The organism is Erwinia psidii, from assembly GCF_003846135.1.
Taxonomy (GTDB): domain Bacteria; phylum Pseudomonadota; class Gammaproteobacteria; order Enterobacterales; family Enterobacteriaceae; genus Erwinia; species Erwinia psidii.
This window is the reverse complement of sequence record NZ_RHHM01000004.1, coordinates 220,559-244,827: the sequence shown is the minus strand read 5'-3', so window position 1 is coordinate 244,827 and position 24,269 is coordinate 220,559. Positions and strand designations below refer to the sequence as shown.

Sequence of the window (24,269 nt, the reverse complement as noted above, 5' to 3'; positions counted from 1 at the left end):
TTGGTGTCTCCGTTGGTGTCTCCGTTGGTGTCTCCGTTGGTGTCTCCGTTGGTGTCTCCGTTGGTGTCTCCGTTGGTGTCTCCGTTGGTGTCTCCGTTGGTGTCTCCGTTGGTGTCTCCGTTGGTGTCTCCGTTGGCGTCTCCGTTGGTGTCTCCGTTGGCGTCTCCGTTGGTGTGGTTGTCGGTAAATCTGGCAATGGCAATGAAAGACCGACAAAACCAAAGGCAGACAGCCCAGGCAGACCAGAAACAGCAGTAGCAACAACACCGCCGCCACCGCCACCGCCGCCACCGCCGCCGCCACCGCAGCTATCGCCTGGATTCAAATCAATCTGACCCGCCTGCAGAACGATATGATTGGCGTTCAGTTTTATTTTGGGGGCAGTAATAACCATGTCACCACCTGCCGTCATCACAAATGGCCCACCAACGGTCATAGTATGCGGTCCGCCAATCGCGTTGGTATGAGGCCCACCAACAGCCAGATTGTAAGCTCCGCCCACATTCTCTACCATGGCGCCACCCACTGAAAGGGCATAGGCCCCTCCGACATTGGTCCCAAGCAGGCCACCAACATTGACTGTTTTCGCCAGCCCTACGGTGTCCGATCGTGCACCGCCCACCGTAACAGCCAGACCTGCACCAACCAGCATGCTGGTATTGCCCGCCACGTTGGTCGATTGATCGAGTCCGACAAGAAGGCTCTGATTGCCAACAACATTTGTTGTGTCATCTGACCCTACGTAAGTACTTCTTGTGAGTCCAACCGCTGAGGTAAGATTCTCACCGATGACCTGGTCTTCATTCCGCTTAGTCAGACGCGACATATCACGTTCGGCCTGCTCCCAGTAATACTCCTCGCCGGGTTTGTCCTCAAACTGGATACCATTGAAATTAGTACGTCCTCCACCAATGGTCCGGCTTACAAGGCCACTTTGTGTCGCATTTTCTGGCAGATCCCAGGGTGGCATAGTGACGTTGTTATAGAGGCTTCCCAGCACCAAAGGGCGATCCGGATCGCCATTGATAAAATCAACAATGACCTCATGGCCGATACGCGGGATACAAATGCCGCCAAAATTATTTCCTGCCCAGGGCTGGCTGACACGAATCCAGCAGGAATCCGTTTCGCGGTTGACACCATAACGATCCCACAAAAAACGAACTTTGATACGGCCATACATGTCGGTCCAGATATCCTCGCCTTCCGGGCCAACCACCACGGCTGTCTGTGGGCCACTGGTTTTGGGACGTACAGCTAACTGTGGATGGCGATAAATTTTGGTCGTGGGCTGCACCGTAAATTCACTCTGGTAGCTGAATTCACCAACGCCGGTGACCTGACTGACATCGGTGATTTCAAGCTTACTGGAGATAACCATGTATTCACGATTTGCTTTCTCCACCGGATAGCCCTGTAATTCAAAGACAATCCCACAGGCGATCCCCCTTAGCTGCCCGATACCGACCGCACGTGAGCCAACGGCACCGCGTTCTTCAATACGTATTTTAGCCAGCTGCTCACCGATATTGGGCTGATCGTAGTCACCCGGCCACTGGTAGAGTTCCATCTCATTGAAGCTGGTATTACGGGGCTTACTATCGATGGCTGATATATCAGCGCGTGATTTGGTGAAGTCGTAATCATTGGTATACCACTTACCGGAAACGATAGTTTCCTGAGAGACAAAACTGCTGATATATTCCTGATCGGCTTTTGGATCATCCGGCATATACTGAATAATATGGTAAGCTTCGCTGCTGGATTGCTTATGTGCGCCAACATGATCGACCAGCACCAGTTTATGTTTCTGCTCCTCATGTTCATAAAACCAATAAATACCCCACTCCTCCATCAGACGCTCAATGAAGTTAAAATCCGTTTCACCATATTGCACCTGAAAATCCAGTGAAGGATAAGTGGCAGTGAGTCTTTTCTCAACGGGAAAATTATATTCTGAGAACACCTCTTCAATTATCTCTACCACGGTCTTTTGCTGAAATATTTTAAAGTCAGATGTCAATTCGGTCAGATACAGCCAGGGTCTGAGAATAAGTTCAAAAATAGCCTGATTCGCATCCCGCCCTACGAAACGAGCCTGCTGAATAAGGCCAGAAATCTCACGGGTTCCTTTGCCTGTCCCTAAAATATCAGTAAGTCCATTACCATCAAGCTCAATTGTGGCAGTCATTTCCTTACCAATCATAGTTTTAATATCTATATTAGAAGCGGACTGCCACGGAATAAGAGGATTAGAGGGCGTTTTTGCCGTAATAGTGTAGGTATACAACGTGGAGAAAGCTTCTTCGCCTTCAAGTTTTGTGAGCACCAGGGCTGGTTCGCCCAATAACTGAGGCATTGCGGAACTGCTTAAAGTAATAGTCCTTGACATATCAATACCTGCTAGAATTAATATTCAGATTAACAGCCAACATGAGGCTCCCATGGGTTTATAATGAAATATTTTGTGAATCAATTATCCTTCCATACCTGCTTTGCCTCCACAGCCATACTCTTTTTTCCGTTTGAATACAGTCTGGCCATCCTTTCCATGGCATTACTCCAACCCCGCTATCGCTATTTATTTTATCTTCATCTTCCGCCAACGTAGAAAGCAGTAACGCTGAACGACTTCTGAATCTGTATTGTTCATTGATCAATAACTTTTCCCAAAAAGGGGAACAGGAATGCTCCAGGCAAACGATCCATTCCTTTAAAGCCGCTCTGTTACTGATAATCCTATCCTGTCTTTGGTAACCACTGAGGATCCGTGACAACCAAAAGGCAATGTGAAAATGTGATTGTAGCTCTCCACACAGCGCCGGAAATGAAAGAAGGGTATGCAGAGCAAATACCAGATTGTTATCGGAGCACTCAACGACAGGTAAAAGAGCACCAAAATAAAAACAATCCTTTTTACCTGGCGCTGGCATAACAAAACACCAGGGATAACCTGCCCTGAGGCTCCCGCCCGGTAAGGTTATTTCCATTTTTTTGATAACGTCAGTCAGTAAAAAATTCGTTATTTTTTCTCGTCTTCTTAGAAACCTGGAAAATGTATCCTTGCCTGAAGATCCGGTTACAGATATACAAACGTTCATATTTATCTTCCCTGATAATTAAAAACGACCATTCCTTTTTTCTTGTCAGAAACTTCCCGGACAGTTGAAATTTTTTAGCAAATCAATAATTAACTCGTCTTTATAAGTCAACCCAGTAACTTCCACCTTTACCTGACGATTATTCATATCAAATATCAGAACAGGCTGCCCTGTATCAGACGTTTCAATATCTTCAACCGTATCTAACCAACGCATTAAAGCCCACGGCCCCTTTTTTGTCACCCCATTATCTTTCAGTGTGACACGAGGCCTGAAACTCATACTGACGATAGATTCAGAGCGATTTCCAGGCCACCGGAAAGACTTAGGCGTTACCGGCCCGTGGGCATAAGTCATCACGCTGCCATCAAAATTGAGCGTCAGCTGACTAACAGAAGGTGACATATAAGGAATCGCTACCGTGTAATTAATAGCCAATTTATTATCGCCATTCTGGAAAAAAGCTTTTTGAATACGTTGTGTCAGTTCAAAGATATCCAATGTTTCAGAAGAGTGTGCACCAGCTCCCCCTTTGTAACGCCAGGGTCGGGTTGAGGTGTCCACCTTATCAGCCAGATTCTTTTTGAAGTAGTCGTCAACAATACCGCCCACGGTGAAAAATTGCTCAAAATCTCGCAAGCCTACTTCTTCATGCACATCAGCGAAAGGATATCTCCCCTGTAACGTCGTGCGACATACTTCACCCAGACTTGCCGCAATGGTCTTATTGGTGTTACTGACAACCTGATAATTGACCCGTTTATAGGCACCGTTTAGCAATGGTGCAATAATATATTTGAAAGGATCGGGCCATACCGCAGACTCTGCCCCCAGGCGCTGACCGATATCGGAAACTTCTGGCAAATTGCCATTTTTAATCGCGCTGTCAGAAATGACCAGCTGAGTATATTGGTCATTGAGTACATCCATTATCGCTGCCAGTCGGCTGCCAGAGGCTGCTTTATCACCAGAATCACCGCTTTCACCCACAAACTCACGAAGGGATGAAAAGTAATTATCAACCCCTTGCCGAAGCATGATTTTTTCCTGTGCCGCCAGCGCCAGATTTATTTTCGACGCCGCATCAGTTAACTGACTACTCGCCATCATATTCTGCCCTTTTAGCAGGCTTTCCGGGCGATCTGCTGCAAGCGTCGTTTCTCTTACCGCCACTTTTGCCAGATTAATCAACGGAGAATCAGTGGAAACAAGCGTGCGCATCATATAGATATCAAATGACAGCCCCATGCTGTTATTATCCACCCCGTCAGACTTAAGCCGAATACTTTGCAAAAAACGTTGCCATGTCCGGGTGTATTCCTGCAGATAGAGTTTCGTCAGCGCATCTTTTACGGGATCGACAATACCAACTGTCTGATCTGCGCGTAACATTTTAAGTGTTGCTACAGGCTCCGGGTTTCCCATTACCCAGCGATCCTCCTGATCAAACTTTCTTAAAATAGCACTGAGTTTTTTTTTAAAAATCTGATGATAACCGCTATAAGTAAACAGCCCCGGCACCCCTTTTTCGGCCATGGCAGAATCAGTTACGGTAAAAATGTGCCCAATTTGCTCATTGGTGATTTTGTTAAGCGTCAGATTCTCTGGTGCATCCGCCTGCATTGCAGACTTAACCCGCTGATACAAACGTGTGCTGAGGGGGTTTCGGTCGAGCAACTCTCTGGCCTCGGCAAGCAGTGCTTTATCAACTTCCTCGCCATATTCGCGCCAGGCTGGTTGAGTAAATAGTTCTTTCAGATGGGCCATAAACAGGGTTCTTTCCTGGTATGGCTGAATTTTCCCCGTGCTGTCCCAGTCACGTGTAATAGCCATAATCACGTAATCGAGATCAAATTTTCCCTGACCTGAAATCATCAAATAAAGCTTGAGCCTGTTATAAACTTCTGTCGGTTCTCTGCTATAAACAGCATTTTTTAATGCGTCATGTGACTGACTTTCAATCATTGGGAAAAGCAGCTTCCTGAGAAAGAAGTGATACAGACTGTCGGAATCACGATCCAGTGCTTTACCGACATACAGACCATAGCGATATTCCAGCGCTGGGTTATGCACCTCCAGACCGTCATATTCTGGCAGATATTGTGCGAGGTTCAGTAAAGTCGGCAACATATTTTGATTAGCCGTTTTCAGGAATGATTTCACATCCTCTTCCAGCCTGGCGACTTTGACATCGATAACATCCAGATAGGCTCCGTTATTGTGGTAACTTTGGTAGAATCCATTGAGCAGCACAGCGCTAACCATAATGCATAAACAATGACCAAAAAAATTCTGAAAACGGTATTTCGACACCACTCGTAAGTTATGCCGGACCAGATCTGCGTCTTTGATAATTATTTCTGAAAAAAGCTGACGAAGAAAATACTGACGGCCATAAGCAATATTTTTCACCAGGCAATCAGTATCCTTCTGAATTAAAACGGAATAAGCAAGAGAGCCTGGAATCCGGTTATGAATAAATTTTGACCATTTCTGAATAAGCGTACTGTTATTCACCATTATGCTATTTTCTGGCTGATGACTACTGCTGAAATAGACTCCACGCATGGCGGTATAGCTTTGAGTCTCATCATAACGGGAAGTAAAAAATATGTTTTGCAAAATTTCTGCCATGCCCTGCGTCAGCAATCTGAAATCCTGAGGAAGAGCATACATTTTTTTTCTGTCGGCATTCTCGTACTCTTCCTGCTGGCGCATTGTCATATTTCTCTCAATACGATTCTCCAACAGGGAAAGCTCTGACTCAACAAGGGGTCGTAAATCCGCAACGGCGGTTTTCATATTATCGCCATAGGGAAAAGTTACGCCCCAAATTTGTTCCCTTTCCTGCTCGGTAAGGATGCGAAAATACTCGGCAAAACCGTTTAACTGATCCAGTTTGGTCACTAACACATATACCGGAAAACGCACGCCCAATCGTTTACGCGTGTCATCCAGAGATGAGCGAATTTTCGCTGACAGATCATACAGCTCGGCTTTGCTTCGTCCCATTACATCAGAGACGGAAACCGTAATAATGACCCCATTCAGCGCCTTAACTGGACGATACTTTCTAATAGTTTTTAACAATTCTTCCCATTCAGGCATTTCACCGTGAGCGTCATCAATATATTTTCCAGCGGTGTCAATAAATAGTGCCTGATTCGCAAACCAACACTCACAGCTTTTGGTAGGGATACTCTCTTTACAAACTCGATTTAACTGTTCCGGCCGTGGAAAGTCTTGCCCGGAATTTAAAATCGCTGATGTTTTTCCCGCCCCCCTGGTTCCCAAAACCATGTACCACGGAAGATCGTGTAACGTTTTTTGAGGTTGGAAAAGACGCTGAAGTAAGGGAGCCCCTTTGTTTACTTTCTTTATATAATCTACCGCATCACGTATTATCGCATTAACTTCATGGATCTGGGGATCTGCTTTCACCTCTTTACTACTGAATAAGGTATCGAGCAATTTTGGATTATTCTTTAACGCCAGCAATAATTTCCAAACGCCGCAGACAAAGGAAAAGAAAAATATAACACCAATGACAATAAGCCTTGCCGTTATTTCTGCCAGAGGATAATTATTGCCAATGAGTACATAAGGCCCAATAACCCAGACAATGACGCATGCTGTAGCAGCCATGATCAAAAAAAACGGAACATTTAACCAAAGGCCAACCAGACAGAGTAGTGCCAGAAAAATAAAGATAACACGCGCTTCTGTACTTTCGAGAGGGCGGGTTTCACCGAACCCCAGAAAAGGCCCCAGGAACCAGATTGCCGCAATAAGCAGAGCGAAAAAGGCAATGACCATAAGCACTTTGCTGAAACGTCGTGAGAAAAGTCTATTTAAATAAAACATTAGTTAACTCATCAATAAGTCACGAAAAATTCCACACGCCTGTTTTGCGCACGCCCTTGATTATCTTTGTTGCTGCTAACAGGTTGTGTATCGCCAACACCCTGAGAGGTGATTCTGGCTGGTTCAATACCTTCGGCAACAAAATATCGGGCAGCCCAGGCAGCACGTTTTTCTGAAAGAATTTTATTATCAGGAAATGCTTTCGTTTTTACTGGTATCGAATCAGTATGACCAACAATTAGCACCTTGCCATTGACGCGATGAACCTCTTTAGCGATACGCTTCAGCACTGGCTCCATCTCAGGAATAATTTTTTCCGAACCTGAAATAAAGATTGAATCACCACGGAAGACAACCTTACTCTGTGTTTGATTCTCATCCACACTGACTAACTGCTTTCTTATTTCTTCTTTTAGCAATACAGCAAGTTTGAGTCGCGAAACAACGGGATGCTTAATAAAGTTAATCCGCTGCATGGTATGGATTCTTTGCTGCAGATCGACCTCATGTTTTGATAACCAGTATTTACACCAAATATAAGTCGAGGCCACCAACACACTGGTAAGTAAAAAAGTGATGCGAACCGGTATGATCAATCTCTCTTTTTTTACTTTACCACGAACAACCAGACCATGAGGTGAAAGTGCAGCTGGCATTGAATCTCTGGTGCTCTGGATAATTGTCAGCAGACGCTGGCGAATTTTAGTCAGTTGCCGGTCGCCATCTTCGAGAATGCTGTAACGCCCTTCAAATCCTAATCCCAGAATGCGCAATAATACTTCCAGCACATCAGCGTATTCATGAGGATTCATCGACAATCGGCCAATCAGCAAGAAAAATTTATTCCCACCGTCATTGTCCCCTTCAAAATGATTGAGAATATTACTTTGTGACCACCCCCATTGTGAGCCCCAGGAGGTGGTGAGTGCCGCCTCATCTAACGCAGTGCAAATGCAATAACGCACGATCGCCATTTTCTTCCATGAAATTTCAATTTCATCGCACACCACACTAAATAAATCGATTTCATTTTTAAGGATCTTTTTCAGCGCCTCGGCATGTTCAGACGACAACATCGTGTCAGGCATGTCACTTAACGCCCTTAACAGCGGTTGTACTGCCTCCAGTAAAGGATTTTCAGCCGCTTTAACCTTCAGCACACGCTGCTGTACACCTTCACTTTTCAGTGTGATTTCATTTTTACCCGCGATCCTCATCCCAACATCGTCAGAAGCGATCGTTGCTGAGATATCAGGCACGCCATAACCAGCCCGATCGTCAAGCAAAAACTTACCCAATGCCTGTGGTGTGAGCGTTTCATCAGGCGTTGATGTCAGGTCAGGAATCTCCATATCCCTTGGCTGGTCTGCTTCACTCATCAGTTTCTGACTCCCCAAAGCTCCATTTTCAGTTCAGGGAAACCGCCCGCGACATGCAGAGCAAGCGCACCCGTCCCGGAAATTTTGTCCCAAAAAGGCCCGCTTTTTAGCAAATCAAAGTAAACATATCCCGACTGATAAGGGATCTGTCGTGGTGGAACGGGCAATGACTGTAAAACCAGCCCCGGAAGATGCGAGCGGACCAGCTCATGCAGCTGTTGCGGTGAGCTGATTTTGGTCTGAGCTGAAAATTGCTGTTGCAGGACATCCATAGGTAACTGAGCACTCACAGCAAGAACCAGATTAGAGAAAGATCGCAGTTCACCCGGCATGACCGACGCAGACCAGACGCCATTGCCTTTCGCGTGCAAAGTAATAAATTGGCCAGCACGTACCAGGATCTGATTAAGCAAGTCGTGCAGTTCTTCTACCAGGGGATGAATCGACTGATAAAGCCGTGCATGGTCATAACCCGGAGCACTTTTAGGCCGACGTGTTTTCGTGCGGATAAAAGTCGACAATTCACCAGAAAATTTTGCCAACTCCTGATACAACACAATAGGAGGCAGCTCAGGAATATTTCTCAGATGATCTAACACAGGTTCATATTTGTTAAATATCTGCAAAAGCAAATAATCCACAACTTCTGCACCACTGCTGGCTTTACCATCGCTGTTTGATAAGCGTTCGGCCAGCATCTCAGCGCGCATTTTCACTAAACCATTAAGATGGGTCAGCCATTCGGTCAACAGACCATTGGCGGCATAACCGGTAACCGGCGGAATATAGTCATCAACATGAAGCAATACACTGCCATCAGGCTGGATAGCTCTAACCCTGGCAAGCGGCAGGCCAATCCAGGATTCCGTCATTTCACTTTCAGCCACCAGCTTCAGACGCAAACTGGCTAACTGAACGGGTTTCGGACCCTGCCGAATGGAATTGGTATCGCTTAACTCTGTTTCAAATGCAAAGAAACGCGCAAGTGACCCGTAATCGCCAACATCAAAAATAGTTTCATCGCTGTTATCCAGTCGTAATGGTACTGCCAGATAGATCATCTTCCCTAAATGGTCAGGGATGATATTCAACGGTTCAGGTAGATCGGCGTGGCCCGGAATATCAAACGGTGTACCATCGGGAAGTACACCTCTTCCAGAACGCAGAACGAGTTTTCCGTAGGAGAGCGCCTCAAAATCTATATCATAATGTGCAAATCCCCAAAAGAATGGTGTGATAGTCGCAGCTCGCTTATGAGCGTAATATTCAAAATACCGTTCCTGCTGCTGAAAGAGCTGAGGTCGTAAAAAAAGTCCCTCGCTCCAAACGACTTTATTTGTTCTCATTAGTCAGTCCGCTTCATCGATAGATATTGCTAATGTGTTAAAATGCACGCTAAAAACAACCGTGTCTCCTGGCATTATCTTTATCTTTCGCCACCAGGATTTCTTTTTGTCTTTTTCTTCAAGTGGAATGATTTCACTCCAATCTGCTTTATCGATCTCCCGATAGGCAGCTGTAATACCAAGAGCGACAGCCTCTTTATCTGGAGAAACAGAAACTTTTCTGGTCTCACCAGGCTTCAGTATTCCCTCATAAATCCTTGAATATTCTTCTTTCAACGCCGTATTAGTACTATCTGCAATTGAGAAAAAATCGCTATTTTCGAAATTATCTACCACTTTTAACTGGTAAATAGCAATACTTAAAGGTGAAGCCTCTCCCTTTTCATTAAGGTTAATATCCTTTGCAGCGATCAGGCTTATTTTTAACGTATCCGACTCCTGTTTTTTTGGTAAGGAAAACCCACATCCAGACAGGAAGAGAGAAAAGACCAGAACCATTATGTAACGGATTGAATGTTTAGCTCGCGTATTTATTTTTTTCATATGCTGCATTTTGCTGTATCTCAGGAAAGTAAAAGGAGAATGTGTAAATTTCTTCTCCATAATTTCCTGGCGCCAGAAATCAAAACATTGATTGAAAAACTTGCCATCTGAAAGATGGCAAGTGCAATAATAAAATACTAAACCTGTTAGCTACTCAGGTTAGCTTTCACATCATAGCTGGCTGAAACAACCCCAGACTTACTACCTTCAGAATTCTGCATGACATAATCCTGTGTCACTTTAGTGAAGGAGAATTTCACCAGTTCACGTGGACGTGTTTCTTCATCAGAAGAACCAGCCATGTCTACACGGGTAATAATGACATCGGTAAATGTTATAGTCATATATTCCAGCGCTTCACCACCGGCTTTACGGATGACGAAAACTATATTTTTTATATGTTTACCAGTCAGACAGTAGCTAAGCAGGTTAGGACTGGCTTTATCGATGTAGTGAGAAAAGCTGAAGTCAGCAACTGATGCTTTACCAGAACCTCCGCCTGAACCACTGTGCATATTGGAATGTTGTGCTACATCCCATTGCCAGGTAAGAACTTCAATTTCATTAGAGTGTGAAGCATCAAGTGATTCGCCTTCGATGCCATCAATTTTAATAAACATATCTTGTGCCACGATAATTTCCTTATTAGACACTAATATAAAAACGTTACACGTTGTGTAACGACCTGCTAAAACAGAGAACTTCACTCATTGCAAAGTGCAATGCCCTGTCAATTTTTTATAAACAGTCAACCTTTCCTGATATTCAAACCCGGAACGTAAATATAGTATCAGGCAACGCCTTTCAATGAAGGCAGTTTGGCAACCATACGCAATGAAACGGTCAAACCCTCCAGCTGGAAATGTGGGCGCAGGAAGAACTTCGCTTGATAATAGCCGGGGTTCCCTTCTACTTCTTCTACCACCACTTCAGCAGCAGCCAGAGGGCGACGTGCTTTTGTTTCAAAAGAAGAGTTAGCCGGATCGCCGTCCACATAGTTCATTACCCAATCGTTTAGCCAGCGCTGCATTTCATCACGCTCTTTGAACGTGCCAATTTTGTCACGCACGATACATTTCAGATAATGCGCAAAACGGGAACAGGCAAACATATAGGGCAGGCGAGCAGACAAATTTGCGTTGGCAGTAGCATCTGAATCATAGTATTCAGCTGGTTTCTGCAAAGACTGTGCCCCGATAAAAGCCGCGTAATCTGTGTTTTTGCGGTGAATGAGTGGAATAAAACCATTCTTCGCCAGCTCAGCTTCACGACGGTCAGAAATAGCGATTTCTGTCGGACATTTCATATCAATGCCGCCATCGTCCGTTGGGAAGGTGTGACATGGCAAACCTTCAACCACGCCTCCACTTTCCACGCCACGAATTAATGTGCACCAGCCATAATGTTTAAATGAACGATTGATGTTTACCGCCATCGCATAGGCGGCGTTCGACCAGACATATTTACTGTGGTCAGCACCATCAGTGGTTTCTTCGAAGTTAAAATGTTCCACTGGATTGGTACGAATACCATACGGCAGCCGGGCCAGAAAACGTGGCATCGCCAGACCGATATAACGCGAGTCTTCTGACTGACGAAGTGAATTCCACGCGGCATATTCAAGATTCTGAGTGAAAATCTTGGTCAGATCTCGCGGATTGGCCAGCTCCTGCCAGGAGTCCATTTGTAATACAGAAGGCGATGCGCCGGTGATGAAAGGAACATGCGCAGATGCAGCAACCTTTCCAATTGACGACAGTAAATCAACATCCGGTGCAGTGTGGTCAAAAAAGTAATCAGCAACCAGACAGCCATAAGGCTCCCCACCAAGCTGCCCATACTCTTCTTCGTAGATCTGCTTAAACAAAGGGCTCTGATCCCACGCAATGCCTTTGTAGCGTTTCATGTTACGTCTCAGGTCGTCCTTAGAGATATCCATGAAGCGCAGTTTTAGCTTCTCATCTGTTTCCGTGTTATTTACCAGATAATGCAAACCACGCCATGCGCTTTCCAGAGCCTGAAACTCAGGATGATGCAGAATCAAATTAATTTGCTCTGATAATTTACGGTCAATTTCAGCAATAAATTTTGCGATATTTTTGTAAGCATCATCAGCAACAGTAACAGAATTGGCCAGAGCCTGCTCTGCCAATGTTTTTACTGCATTTTCTACAGCCGCTTTAGCTTGATCTGATTTGGGCTTAAATTCTTTATTTAATAAAGAATTAAAGTCACTGTATGTTGTCGTGGCGGCTGTCGCTTGCTTATTATTTCCTACATTAATAGACATGATTCCCTTCTTCTGACTCAATCTTCACGTGGGACATTACTGGTTGAATTTTTCGGCTTAGGCTCAGCAGCTAACGTTTTAAGTAAGGTCTTATCGTTCAACACTTTCATTACCAGACTTTCAGCACCTGCTTTACCATCCATATAAGTCTGTAAATTAGCCAGTTGTGTCCGTGCTTCCAACAGCTGTGAAAGTGAGTCAACTTTTTTGGCAATTTCGTCAGGAGAAAAATCATTGATACTCTCAAAGGTCATATCAACCATCAGCTGACCTTCTCCAGTCAACGTATTAGCCACCGCAAAAGCAACTCGAGGCTGCATGGCTTTCATACGCTCATCAAAGTTATCAATATCAATACTCAGAAACTTTCGGTCAGCAACTGGCGGTAATGGCTCCAGTGCTTTACCTGATAAGTCAGCCAATACCCCCATGACAAAAGGAAGCTCTATTTTTTTCTCACTACCATAAATTTCCACATCGTATTCTATCTGAACACGAGGGGCCCGATTTCTTGCTATAAATTTTTGTGAACTACTTTTACCAGCAGTCATGATTTCCCTTTCACTGTGCATTTTAAAGGATTAATTTTTATTTGCCAGGCGGCAATAAATCGCCAAAAATTTTATTTATTTATTTTTTGCATACTGCCCAGGATATAGACAGCAAATGCTTCCTCCTTAATCTATTTGTAAACAAGCTGAACTCCAGCAAGTGATTTTAACACACCCGCCGAAACGGCGTTATTACCATTGGCATAGTAACTTGCCGTATATTGATGTGTAACATCACTTCCAGTAGAGGGAATAACGTAATCCTGGCCACTGGCACTTTGGTCAATAACAACTTGTGTCCCATCTTCCTTGCGAATTCTGACCTGCACATTTTCACTGTAACCATCACCCGTTGTATTGATAAGATTGCCTGTGGTGGAATCAGCCGCGCTTAAATTGCTTACAAAGGTCACGGCTACAGTACGATCGGACGGACACTCCTGCAATGTAATATTAAAATTTTTACTTCCTGCCTCATTACCATTAGCCTGCAATGAAGTAGTACTGACAGTTGGCAATGAAACTACTTCTGAATAAGTTCCACTATTAATGCTTACAACGCAAGTCTCATCGTTATAAGAACCAATAAAAGACACATCAATATTACACCCATTACTGCAATCTGTGTCAGCTTTTAGCTGAAGTGAAAAAAGCATGCCTGAAAAAATCATTATCGGAACTGTCAGCCACGTATATTTATCTAACGAACGCATGTCACCTCCAGTTTTTCCATATTATTCACGCCCTGTTCCATCGCAGCTTTACCCCCAGGCAGAATACGGCAGGTAACAGACTCATCGCCCAATACGTACAATGCGTCTACAGAATCCCAACCCCGGATAAATGCCTGCCCCCCCTGCCCTACAATAGTTTGATTTACGCCATTTTTATCAACCAGCTCGGTCCCAATAGGCATAAATTCGCCCTTGCTGTCTTTGACAGTTAAAATTTTCGCCATACCGATTATCGTCCTCATATGAACTAGCGAAGCAGAACCGGCGCGTGGGACAATAACGCTCTCATTCTCCAGAACATCAACCGTATCTGGCAGACCTTTGGCGTCTATCGCAATTGAATTATATCGGTAGGGAGTCAGTGACGGCATGATGGCATAACCATTACTGTCAACCGACGAACCATAACCATTTAATAATTTAGCATTCTCTCCTCCCGGCACGCTGATGATAGCAAAAGGCAAATCACTCAATTGCGGGCCAAGTGTCACACCGCCCTGATGAGCAACCACGCTACCATTTGCAGAGAGAGAAAGTTGCTTCATTGATTCACTGTCCAATGAAGCCGTTATACCGGCCTGTCCATAAGAGGAACGATAATTAGCATTACCAGTGACACCTTGCTGATGAGATCCTGAACTGTAGCGACCCAGTGTTGTACCAATGCCGTAGTTAAATTCATTCCTGTCGCCCTGACTCCCACTCGCGTTCATCTGTACCATTGAATTGTTCTGATTATCACGAGTATATGTCGAATGGATGGAGCTGAATGCCGGTCTGGAATTCACGCTACGTTGTCCTATGGGCACGCTAATCGAAGCGGTATAGCTGTTGATATGTTTACCCGTGCCAGAATATGAACGGGATGCAGATAAGGACCAGGAAAAATAACGTCCGCTTTGATTGTAACTGAGTGAATATTGCCTGGCAGATGACCGTTCATCCCAGTAGTTATAAATACTGCCAGATGCATGAATATACGCGTTATTCCACAGTCGCTGCCCCATCGTCAGCGTCAGTTTTTCACGAGCACGATAATCCACCGCTTTTGAACTGCTACGGGTACCATAACGATCGATGCTGGCTTCTCTGAAGGTATAAAAACCTTTTGTGGAATAGCGATAGGCCGCGAGGGTGAAATCAGTGTTAGTAGGTTCCAGATATTTACTGTAACCAATTCTGAAGCTGTTTCCCTCCGCTTTAGCATCACGTAGCTCGCTTCGCGCAAAAGTACCATCCATATAAATACCCCCAACAGAAGTATTAACTGAATTACCCAGAACAATTGCATGGTAACGCTCGGATGCCTGCATACCGCCATAAAGCGTATAGGTGCTACTCAGGCCATACTGATATACCCCCTGAAAGAGGGTAGGATTATCACGCAGAACATCATCCCTTAGCTGCCCGATTGACAGACCAAAATTCGATACGCCTTCATGTAATAACATTGGCGGAGCAGAATACGGTATGCTCTGGCTACGCTGTCTGCCATCCGCTTCAGTAATGGTCAGCAATAAATCACCACCGTACCCCATCGCCCCAATATCAGTCAGCTCAAAAGGTCCGGGTGGCAAGGTCGTTTCATAAATGATCCGCCCACGTTGGGTCACACTGATTTTGGCATTGGTTTCAGCAATCCCACGCAGCACAGGTGTATAATTTCGTATGCCTTCCGGCAACATTCGCTCATCCGACTGGAGCTGCACACCACGCAACGTAAAGCTGTCAAACACATCGCCTCGCGTATTACTGTCGCCCATTATCAGCTGGCTTTTTAACGGCGTAATATCGGTCTGGACATATCCCAGTAAGCTTTGCGTATGCATCCCATAACGATTTGACCAGTTAGTGTTAAATCGCTTCCTGAAATGCCATCCGGCGGCATTAAATCCAGCCAGCAGCCCGATATTATTGCTGTAGAGGGTATTACTCCCGTTGCCATTCCCTGTTCCTGAATTCAGACTGTAAAGGTTAGCGTTATAATCAATAAAACCCGCCGTTACCCCTGATTCCCAGGTAGTGGGATCGATATAGCCCCGGGGAAAGTGGATGAGATTAACCTGAGGTACAACAACGGACAGCAGGAAATCGCCACCATCATAATTTACGCTACTCCCCGCAATCAGATCCATCAGACGCTGACACTGTGTGTTATTAGCCTCGGTGGTGTCCTGTTCAGATTTATTTTGCGAAAAGTTACTCATATTTAGCCTGATGCCAAGTCGTTCAAGTTCTGTCACGGTAAAGCAGGGTTGCGCACTTGCATCACTCCCGGAAGCAGTAAAATGAATAGTATGTTTTCCACGATTCTGATTATTAACGGTGACAGTGACAGGATAGTCGCCTGGAGAGACAAAGTTTCCCCGATCAAAGCGAGAAACGTCGACAGCAGTGCCATGCATAAACGACGGGTTAAATTCGATAACTGCAGGCTCGGTGGACACATTCACCTCCGATGGCGCAAGCATTGCAGCCCATCCTGCAGGGGCTACCACAACCCAAACAATACCTATTGTCGTTATAATTTTTCTGGATGAAAAAGCGCACAGCAGTGTGCTTTTCGGTTTATGGCATAAACTCATTTCTGACTGATGCACCAGGTAAACTCCTTTTCCAGTTGGCTACCACCACTCCATAACGGACTGAGCATTCGCTCCCCTGTCCGACGTCAGGCAATGAAAGCACTGACCTTATTTATCTTGCTGCAAAACCAATCTATTCCCCCCAGCCATAGTCAACTTGCCGCTATAGGCAGAGCCATAGTCGTTTATCAGCTTGAATGTTACTCCCGTCAAACCCGCAATACTGCTTTTGTTCTCCAACAGAAAATCACCGCTGCCAAATGGCGCCACCATTACCGGAGTCAATGCGAAGGAATTGTCAGAGAATTGCGCATTGATGCTGTCAAAAGAAAGATAATAAGGCGTTGGATTAGTGACTTTAATTCCTTTATTACTGCTTAATACTTCCCATTTAATTTTTTCCAGCTCATTGGTACTGGAACTGGATAACGCTTTGGGGCGATAGAATATTTTTATCCTGGTTCTGAATGCCAGTTCCAGTCGGTCAACGTTCTCCATCGCTTTCACCACCGGGGGCACTTCCAGCAGATTGAACCAGAATACAGACTCCCGATCCTGAGGCAACGCCATACCATTATAAATAAGCCGCACACTTTGGCCTTTTCCTGGCTCAACCCGGTAGACTGGTGGCGTAACCATAAAAGGAATTTTCATGGCATTGACATCACCATTAACATTTCCGTCATCCACCCACACCTGGACCAAAGCGGGATTATTACCTCGGTTATTTGTCCGAACATTAACCTCTTTTTCACTGCCCGGAAAAATAATACGAGTACCACTAATTGTCATCGCTGCATTGCTGCCAGCAACCAGACATAGCATCAGAAAGGCTGAATAAGCTATTTTAACCAGCATAGTTTTTCCAATAAAACATTACTTTTTGATTAAAACCTGTAAGGGTCTGGCTTGATTATTTATTACTTACCAGACCCTTCTTTTTTAGGAAAAGCAATCATGCGCTTTCGGCAGATTACGTTCCTGAAAAACTCACCGGTGCACGGTTATGGGTAGGCAAGCGTATACTGCGCTTTGGCATAGACTTTACCCGCGGTGGTAGTATCAGTTGCATAATAAGCGCCATAGTAACGCATTGAAGCTTTACCAGTGCTGTTGTCAATATCAAATGCAGTACCGGTTTCGCCCAATGTCAGCTGAGTGACGCCATCAGCATCAAATAAGCGCACTTCAACATTACCTGCTTTGGTTTCACTTCCCGTGTAGGCGTTAGTCAGGTTACCCGTGGATGAATTAACACCTGAACCACCAATTGCTTCAAAATGAGCAGCAACCTGAGTAATACCCGCACTCGTTCCGGTCGGACAGCCACTCACGTTAATATCAATTGATTTTGAACCGGCGACGGCACCCGCTGCCGTTAACGTCTGCGTAGACAGCGTTGGCAGGGTTACTTTGATAGTCTGGCTGTCAGTATCAATCGAACAGGTTTCGGTGATCAACTTACCATCAAATTCTACTGTTCCCTGGGTTACTTCATTAGCAGCCTGTGCAGAAATCGTCATACCCAGGGTCAGAGCACATACAACCACTTTAAAATTACGCATAAAATTTCCTGTTTTATAAAAATGAATTAATTGCATCTAGCACACACCTGGTGTTTGCTATTTCCATTGCCACTCATATTTTATTTGTTTCCCTGAACCTCCTGTTGTTGAAAAAAAATAGAAATCCTTTTCGCTTCATTTACATCAAGCGCAATAGTTGTTCCTGCTACCGGTATTTCGCTACTCAATATACGACGCCCCATTTCGGGAATAATATTTTGCTCAATATAGCGAATCAACATCCTCGCTCCCGTTTCTGCTACCGGACACTGCTCGACAATAAACTGAACCAGGTTATCCTGGTAAACCAGACGCGCATCATGCTGTTCGACCAGGCGCGACCCTAATCTGTCGAGGTGAAGCCGGACAATGTGTTGCAGTGATTCGGGCTGCAACGGTAAATAGGGGACCACAGCAAGTCGTCCTAAAAATGCCGCCGGGAAGGTTTTCAGCAATTCAGGTTGCAGCAGTTTTTTCAGGCTTTCAGCATTCGGTGCGGTATCAGGGTCGGCAAACAAACTGCTCATGACCTCACTACCGGCATTACTGGTAAGCAGCAAAATAGTATTTTTAAAATCAATCTGACGCCCTTCGCCATCTTCCATACTTCCCTTATCAAAAACCTGGAAGAACAGCTCATGAACATCAGGATGCGCCTTCTCAATTTCATCCAGCAATATCACGCTGTACGGCTTACGGCGAACAGCTTCAGTCAACACGCCACCTTCACCATAACCGACATACCCTGGTGGCGATCCCTTCAACGATGAAACCGTATGAGCTTCCTGATATTCACTCATGTTGATGGTGATAAGATTCTGCTCACCGCCATACAGTTGTTCAGCTATCGCTAATGCCGTTTCAGTTTTACCCACGCCTGAAGGGCCAACCAGCATGAAGACACCAACAGGTTTTTTCGGGTCCGCCAGTCCGGCACGGGCAGTCTGGATACTCTCACTCACCTGATTCAGGGCAAATTCCTGGCCAATTACCCGTTCTGCCAGCCTTTGCGGTAATTCCAGCACCGCCCGAATGTCGTCCTTCATCATCTGCCCCACTGGAATTCCGGTCCAGTCGGCAACGATACTGGCGATCACCTCTGCATTGACTTCTGCCTGCACCATCGGTTTTTCCTGGCGCGCATCCTCAAGACTGGCTTCCAGGGAGGAAAGCTGACTCTGCAGCTGACTGATATGATGGCTGTCAGGCGCATCCTGACTGACCAGAATCTGAAGCTCCTGCCTTACCGTGATAATTGAAGAAACCAGCTCTCTTTCATGTTGCCAACGCTTCTCAAGCAACCCGGCCTTTTCGGCCTGTAGTGCGATATGTTCCTGTAATGCCGCAGCGCGGCTGCTGTCGCCTTTGCCAAAATGCAGCGCTTTTTCAACTAACGACAGCTCCGTCTGTGCTGTTTCTGCCTGAAACGTGAGGATTTGTAACTCAGCAGGAGGGGCATGTTGTGCAACAGCAACTCTGGCACATGCCGTGTCCAGCAGGCTGATTGCTTTGTCAGGCAGCTGCCGCGCCGGAAGGTAGCGATGAGACAGGCGAACAGCGGCCTGCAAAGCTTCGTCCATAATCCAGACACCGTGGTGCTTTTCCAGCATTGGTAACAGCCCGCGAAGCATAGAGATCGCCGTTTTCTCATCAGGTTCATGGACTTGCAGCACCTGAAACCGACGTGTCAGAGCAGGATCTTTTTCAATATGACGCTTGAATTCTCCCCAGGTCGTCGCGCCGATAGTACGCAGCTGCCCCCTTGCCAAAGCAGGCTTGAGCAAATTAGCCGCATCCCCCGTCCCTGCAGCGCCTCCCGCACCGACTAACGTATGAACTTCATCAATAAACAGGATGACGGGTTGCGGTGAAGCCATCGCTTCTTCCAGCACCGATTTGAGTCGTGCCTCAAACTCACCTTTCATACTCGCGCCCGCAGAAAGCGCGACAACATCAAGGGTCAACAACCGTACCTGGGAGAGTGCAGGAGGAACGTCGCCTGCCACAATCGATTGAGCCAGTCCCTCAACAACCGCGGTTTTTCCCACGCCAGCCTCACCCGTTAACAGAGGATTGTTTTGGCGGCGACGCAGTAAAATGTCGATCATTGTATTAATTTCATGATCGCGCCCAAGGACAGGATCAATCTTCCCTTCACGAGCCAGTGCCGTAAGATCTGTCGTGTACTGTGCCAGGCCAGCACCGCTTTTCTGTCCACCTATTGCATGACTGGCTTCACCAGGTATCACACCTTCATTAAGCGTGCTCCCATCATTTGCAGCTTCACTCACCTCAACAGAAGCCTGAGTGATATAACCAAAGTCATGGGTTAAATGCTCAAGAGGAATCCGCTCAAAGGCAGGGGATATGTCAAATAAAGCGCGACGTAACTCCATCGTTGTCAACATCGCGATCAGCAAATGACCACTGCGGATGCGGCTATCAAAACATTCAAGACTGGCATATATCCAGGCACGTTCAATAGCCAGTTCAATGTGATAGGAAAAGTCAGAAATCGAGCTCGCTCCCGAAGGTAAACGTGTTAGTGCCTGCGCGAATCCACGCTCCAGAGCATCAATGTCTACTTCAAAATGACGGACGATCAGACGGAAGTCACTCTCTTCCTGCTGCCAGAGTTGATTAAGCCAGTGGACCAACTCTACATAAGGGTTACCGCGCAATTTACAAATTGTTGTTGCACTTTCAATGCTTTTGAAAAGCGTGGCATCCAGCTTTCCAAATAAATTTTGCCGTGTTATAGCCATAACAATAGTCCAATTCCTTTGGGCTTTTATACATAATCCGTAATTTTTACACTACCATTATATTATGCCGACAAGGCTATGCAAATACAAACCACAGCATCCCCCTAATTAAATTTTTAGGATTAATGACCGAAATATTTTCTTAATTACGGCAAAGAAAGCAAGCCAGAGAAATATTATTAAAATGTTTTTGAAACGGAAAATCAATAAAATACCAAAAACAGGATAAATATAAATATCTTGATATTGAGTCATGAGAGTTAGCATGCTATAAGGTTCTGACGTGAACAGGATGGGTATTAATATATCTGGCAAGAGTGCAAGGAGTTGTACATTGTCTGTTCTATTTCATCTGCCGTTTTTGCACGATGAAATGGCCCCATTACCTTGCGTATACCAGGATGTTTTCAGGGATTGAACGTTCTGCTAAGGTTCTCTACCTTTCGATCCGTTCCCCCTACCATAGCCTTCGGGATTTTACGGCTGATGGAATAATTCGCTTCCATCGTTTCAGGCTGGCCCGACGATGGCTTTAGCCAGAACTTAACATCCCAAAAAACGAAAATAATCATTTAAATCAATGGGGTATGCAGTTGGATCACAAATTTCTTGATTACTATAATCGCGAACTTATTTTTATGAAAGAGATGTCCCGTGAGTTTGCGGAGAAACATCCTAAAATTGCTGCCCGCCTGGGTATGCACGGCATTGAAGTTGCCGATCCCTATGCTGAACGTCTTATTGAAGCGTTTTGTTTTTTATCTGCCAGAACACAAATAAAACTGGATGCCGAATTTCCTAAATTTACTCAACGACTTCTTGATATTGTTTATCCAAATTATAATTCACCAACACCATCAATGGGTGTTGTTCAGCTAACCCCAAATTTAAAAGAAGGTGATCTTACTCGGGGATATCTGGTTCCAAAAAATAGCGCATTCTATACCAAAATTTTACCCGGAGAGAATTCACGCTGCGAATTCCGTAATGGCCAGGAAGTGACGCTTTGGCCCCTTAAAATAACAGAAGCCCGTCTGACTTCAATTCCTCCCGATCTGCCAAACCTGGAAAAATACCGTGTTTCACATGCACGCCTGAAGGGCGCATTACGCATAAAATTAAGGCTTCAGGGTGACCAGGTATTTTCACAGCTGGAAGGCCTGCATGAATTACCTCTCTATATTGATGGTGATGAAAGCGTGGTTTCACATATATTCGAACTTGTGCATACCAGCAACGTGGCAATGATCATTCGTTCAGGTGGTACGAAAGAGCAGGATGTGATTATCAATCAAAGGCCAGTGGCATTTGAAGGACTAAAACCCGATCAAACACTGCTTCCTATGGCATGGAACATGTTTCACGGCCACAATTTGATTCATGAATACTTTGCCTGCCGCCAACGTTTTTACTTCTTTACCTTAACCCAGCTGGGGCAAGCACTACGGCTCAATCACACTAATGAAACCGAGTTAATCATTTTGCTTGATCGCCTGCCACAGGAGCTAATCGGGCATGTCGAACCCTCTAAATTTTTGCTGTTTTGTACCCCGGTTATTAATCTCTTTTCCAAAGTCGTCGACAGGATTGAGGTCAACAGGGCGTTGAATTCCTTTCACGTTGTACCGGATCGAAGCAGGCCGATGGATTTTGAAATATTTTCGATCAATAAAGTACTGGGCCAACAGGCAGAGAAAAGTGAAGAGGTGGTCTTCAACCCGTTATATCAAACCAGGCACTGCGACTATGGCAATTTTGGTCGTTACTTCTCCATCCAGCGTGAGGCAAGGACGAAAGAAGAAACAAAAAGAAAGTACGACACGAGAACACCTTATTTAGGCACTGAGGTTTTTGTTTCACTGGTTGACCAGGAGGAAGCACCGTATGCCGATCACATCCGATATCTGACGGTTGAGGCGATGGTAACAAACAGGGACCTTCCCCGTTTGATCTCAAGAAATACCAGTTATGACCTCTCAATGAATGATGCAGTACCGCTTTTGGGGGCGACTTTTATTTGCCAGCCCAGTGCGCCTCGTGCTCCGTTTGCTCTTGGAGAGTCTGCATGGCGTCTTATCCGCCAGCTAAGTTTCAACTATTTGCCATTGTCCGATATGGACCACAGTTTGGGCGGAGAATCGCTGCGAAACATGCTGCGACTGTTTCTTAATAGCTCTGACCACCAATCAACCAACCAGGTCAATAGTCTGGTTGGATGTAAGAGCGAACCGGTTACTCGCCGGTTACCCAGTGACGGACTGCTGGTTTATGGACGTGGAGTACGCTGTACTTTAACGGTAGATGAAGAGGGTTTTTCAGGTATAAGTCCGTATTTGTTTGGGTTGATTATGGAGAATTATTTATCCCGCCATGCCGCGATCAATATTTTTACTGAAACGCAACTGCATTCAATGCAAAGAGGGTTGATTGCAAGTTGGCAGGGGCGTCCGGGCAAAAGAGGGGCGTTGTGATGTCCGAAAAACCGACCGTGATGAATACGTCATCCACACTGGATGCCTGGTTTGATAAAGAGCGTCCGTGGAATGCGGGCTTTATCAGCCTGATGCGTGCTATCGCTGCCAAAAATCAGTCGACACCGCTTCCAGGTACATCAACCTTACCTTCTCAGGAGAAATACCGTATTGGTCAGTCGGCGACGATGATTTTTTCACCGCGCGAAATAGCTCGTATTGACTCGGAAGAGGATAAAACCAAATTGCAGCTTTTTGGCCTGGGTGTTTGGGGTCCTCAAGGCGCGATGCCACTGTATATCTCGGAACAGATATACTCGCGTGCAGAGCTGCATGATCAGACAATGGTTGATTTCCTGGATATTTTTCACCACCGCGCCCTCTCCCTGTTTTACCGTGCATGGTTTGTGGCACAGGACACAGCATCGCTGGATCGCACAGATGATGAACGGTTCTCATTCTACGTCGCCAGCCTGGCTGGCATGGACCCAAAGGAACTGGATAGCAAAATTCTGCCGGCACATGCGCGTCTTGCATCTTCTGCCCATTTGATCCGCGAAGCACGTAACCCAGAGGGGTTGCTGGGCGCACTGCAATATTATTTTGAGGTGCCCGCCAGGATGGAAGAGTTCGCCAGCCAGTGGATTTTTCTCTCGCCGGAAGATCTGTCGATCCTGGGCAGGAGTAGCGGAGCCATGTTATTGGGAGATGGCGCAATTCTGGGTGATACCGTACAGGACAGGCAGCATAAATTTAAACTCATTCTTGGCCCGTTATCGTTACAGCAGTATATGCGTTTCAGTCCGTGGGGGCAGGACCTGCCCGTCCTGCGGGAATGGGTGCGAAACTTTACCGGATTTGAATATGCCTGGGATACTCAGTTAATGCTGGCAGCCAGTGAAGTTCCTCGTGCTACTTTAGGAGGGGAACACCAACTGGGTTATGCCTCCTGGCTTGAAAGATCTGAAACCGATACCCCCGTATACGGAATGAGCTTTGAGCCTGAGCTGTATCAAGAGAGAATGTAACAGAGCAGCGCCATCGCCAGGTAAACAGGAAGTGCATTTTTAACAGG

16 protein-coding genes are annotated in these 24,269 nt (G+C 45.6%); 2 read left to right on the top strand and 14 right to left on the bottom strand.

Translation table 11 applies throughout. The features are described 5' to 3' along the window. The 14 genes from EB241_RS07200 to tssH all read right to left on the bottom strand — a co-directional run. A partial coding sequence (locus EB241_RS07200) for a type VI secretion system Vgr family protein (protein ID WP_233592562.1) occupies window positions 1-2,359 on the bottom strand: 2,359 nt, incomplete at its 3' end. A gap of 91 nt (window positions 2,360-2,450) precedes the next feature. Continuing rightward, window positions 2,451-3,101, bottom strand: a complete 651-nt coding sequence (locus EB241_RS07195; RefSeq protein WP_124232521.1) for a hypothetical protein — start codon at window positions 3,099-3,101, stop codon at window positions 2,451-2,453. A 45-nt stretch (window positions 3,102-3,146) separates the two neighbouring features. Next, window positions 3,147-6,746 carry a type VI secretion system membrane subunit TssM gene (gene tssM / locus EB241_RS07190; protein ID WP_233592561.1) on the bottom strand — a complete coding sequence of 1,200 codons (3,600 nt, stop codon included), beginning with the start codon at window positions 6,744-6,746 and terminating at the stop codon, window positions 3,147-3,149. A 230-nt stretch (window positions 6,747-6,976) separates the two neighbouring features. Beyond that, the gene (gene tssL / locus EB241_RS07185; protein ID WP_124232519.1) at window positions 6,977-8,344 is read right to left on the bottom strand and encodes a type VI secretion system protein TssL, long form; all 1,368 of its coding nucleotides are present in this window, start codon (window positions 8,342-8,344) and stop codon (window positions 6,977-6,979) included. Then, window positions 8,344-9,690, bottom strand: coding sequence for a type VI secretion system baseplate subunit TssK (gene tssK, locus EB241_RS07180; RefSeq protein ID WP_124232518.1), 1,347 nt, complete (start codon window positions 9,688-9,690; stop codon window positions 8,344-8,346). Before tssK ends, tssL begins: the two co-directional genes overlap by 1 nt. Before the next feature lie 3 nt (window positions 9,691-9,693). Further along, the gene (gene tssJ, locus EB241_RS07175; protein ID WP_124232517.1) at window positions 9,694-10,293 is read right to left on the bottom strand and encodes a type VI secretion system lipoprotein TssJ; all 600 of its coding nucleotides are present in this window, start codon (window positions 10,291-10,293) and stop codon (window positions 9,694-9,696) included. An 86-nt stretch (window positions 10,294-10,379) separates the two neighbouring features. Further along, window positions 10,380-10,865, bottom strand: coding sequence for an Hcp family type VI secretion system effector (locus tag EB241_RS07170; protein WP_124232516.1), 486 nt, complete (start codon window positions 10,863-10,865; stop codon window positions 10,380-10,382). Between the two features lie 158 nt (window positions 10,866-11,023). Further along, window positions 11,024-12,523, bottom strand: coding sequence for a type VI secretion system contractile sheath large subunit (tssC, locus tag EB241_RS07165; protein WP_124232515.1), 1,500 nt, complete (start codon window positions 12,521-12,523; stop codon window positions 11,024-11,026). A gap of 17 nt (window positions 12,524-12,540) precedes the next feature. Next, window positions 12,541-13,074, bottom strand: coding sequence for a type VI secretion system contractile sheath small subunit (gene tssB, locus EB241_RS07160; protein WP_124232514.1), 534 nt, complete (start codon window positions 13,072-13,074; stop codon window positions 12,541-12,543). Window positions 13,075-13,205: 131 nt separating this feature from the next. After that, window positions 13,206-13,787, bottom strand: a complete 582-nt coding sequence (locus EB241_RS07155; RefSeq protein WP_124232513.1) for a fimbrial protein — start codon at window positions 13,785-13,787, stop codon at window positions 13,206-13,208. Beyond that, window positions 13,775-16,279 carry a fimbria/pilus outer membrane usher protein gene (locus EB241_RS07150; RefSeq protein WP_158612394.1) on the bottom strand — a complete coding sequence of 835 codons (2,505 nt, stop codon included), beginning with the start codon at window positions 16,277-16,279 and terminating at the stop codon, window positions 13,775-13,777. The genes EB241_RS07155 and EB241_RS07150 overlap by 13 nt, the downstream gene beginning before the upstream one ends. A 222-nt stretch (window positions 16,280-16,501) precedes the next feature. Beyond that, window positions 16,502-17,251 carry a fimbrial biogenesis chaperone gene (locus EB241_RS07145; RefSeq protein ID WP_124232511.1) on the bottom strand — a complete coding sequence of 250 codons (750 nt, stop codon included), beginning with the start codon at window positions 17,249-17,251 and terminating at the stop codon, window positions 16,502-16,504. Between the two features lie 146 nt (window positions 17,252-17,397). Beyond that, entirely contained in the window at window positions 17,398-17,958 is a 561-nt protein-coding gene (locus EB241_RS07140) for a fimbrial protein (protein WP_124232510.1), read from the bottom strand. Window positions 17,959-18,038: 80 nt separating this feature from the next. Then, on the bottom strand, window positions 18,039-20,723 hold the full coding sequence (tssH, locus tag EB241_RS07135) for a type VI secretion system ATPase TssH (protein ID WP_124232509.1): 2,685 nt from the start codon (window positions 20,721-20,723) through the stop codon (window positions 18,039-18,041). 593 nt (window positions 20,724-21,316) lie between these two features. Between tssH and tssF the strand changes: the two genes are divergently transcribed. Both tssF and tssG read left to right on the top strand, forming a co-directional pair. Further along, window positions 21,317-23,194 (top strand): type VI secretion system baseplate subunit TssF, encoded by a 1,878-nt coding sequence (tssF, locus tag EB241_RS07130; RefSeq protein WP_124232508.1) that lies wholly within the window; start codon window positions 21,317-21,319, stop codon window positions 23,192-23,194. Continuing rightward, on the top strand, window positions 23,191-24,222 hold the full coding sequence (tssG, locus tag EB241_RS07125; RefSeq protein WP_407644259.1) for a type VI secretion system baseplate subunit TssG: 1,032 nt from the start codon (window positions 23,191-23,193) through the stop codon (window positions 24,220-24,222). The genes tssF and tssG overlap by 4 nt, the downstream gene beginning before the upstream one ends. The last annotated feature ends 47 nt before the right edge of the window (window positions 24,223-24,269 follow it).